The organism is Allobosea eneae (assembly GCF_042657265.1).
In the GTDB taxonomy this organism is placed as follows: Bacteria; Pseudomonadota; Alphaproteobacteria; order Rhizobiales; family Beijerinckiaceae; genus Allobosea; species Allobosea eneae.
In genome coordinates, this window is sequence record NZ_JBHSLW010000117.1 from 1 (window position 1) to 1,133 (window position 1,133).

Consider the following 1,133-nt stretch of genomic DNA (forward strand, 5'->3'; position numbering starts at 1 on the left):
TGTAGCGCGAACTTTCAAATGGCAATGAACGAACAATCAAATGGCAACAGATTGAATCTCTGCCAAAGGCGTCTGGTCGGGTCGGTCGGCTGAGTTCGCGGGGGCTGACCGGCAGGTGAATGCCGTGCCCAGTCAGACCGACGGCCAGACCGGCTGGACCACCAGCACGGCCGCCTCATCCGGCGCGCCGGCGATCGCCTGCTTGGCGGCGAGCCTCGCGCTTTCGATCGCCGCGCCGATCTGTTCCCAAGCGGCATCCATGCCGACGACGACATTTGCCACTGACACGATGTCCGGGCCGTCGATGCCGATCGAAGCCGCGAGCAGTGGATAGTCGGCCAACTGCGGATCGGCCGCGGCAAGCGCGGCGCGCGCCTGTTCGACCTTGCGGGTGTACGTCATCGCCTGGCCGGCGCCGCCCGTGATCCAGCGCAATCGCTGCCGTTCGGCCTCGTCGTCGATCTCGGCCTTGCGCACCTCCTTCACGGCGGCGAGGACGATCTCGGCCGGAACGCCGGCCGAGACGAGTTGCTCTGATGAGGCGGCGAAAAATCTGAGGCCGGCATGGGTCAGGGTGATCGGCATGTCAGCCTCACGAGCTCGTCACGTTGGATGAAAAATACCAGACGCTGTTGGGACTGGCTCCCGCAGCCAGAGGCGATCCGCCGAGCTGCGTCGTGTAGATTTTGCCGGTGGTGTCACCGTCGACGGCGACCCCACTGAACGAGATCGACAGCCGGTTGAGGATGGAGGCGAACCAGACTGTGTTGACGCCGGCGGGCGGTGACTGCAGAACCCCGCCGACGATATCCATGCTCGCCAGGCCGTCGGCGATGAACTGAGCCGAGTTCACCTGCGTCCCGCCCGTCACGATACCCCGATTGTAAATGATCGAGTTCGATTGCCAGCTCGATCCGGCGTTGAGAACGAAAGCCGAGGTGTTGTTCGGATAGTTCTGGGTGTCGCGCGTCGCCGGGTCCTGCAGGTTGGCGGCGAGCGGGTTGGGTTCGAAATAAATCGTCCGGTTCTGGAGCGCAGCACCGGCGTTATCGCGACCCTGGATCACGACGCGACGGCCGCGCAACGCGGTGATCTGGTCGTGTGAATAATCCGAGATCAGCGAGATGTAGCTG

2 protein-coding genes are annotated in these 1,133 nt (G+C 63.7%); both read right to left on the minus strand.

The window, feature by feature from the left end; all coding sequences use genetic code 11:
- Positions 1-132: 132 nt before the first annotated feature.
- Complete coding sequence (locus ACFPOB_RS30140) at positions 133-585, minus strand: hypothetical protein (protein ID WP_377801844.1); 453 nt, start codon at positions 583-585, stop codon at positions 133-135.
- 7 nt (positions 586-592) lie between these two features.
- Positions 593-1,133, minus strand: a 541-nt coding sequence (locus ACFPOB_RS30145; protein ID WP_377801845.1) for a hypothetical protein, incomplete at its 5' end; no start/stop codon positions are given.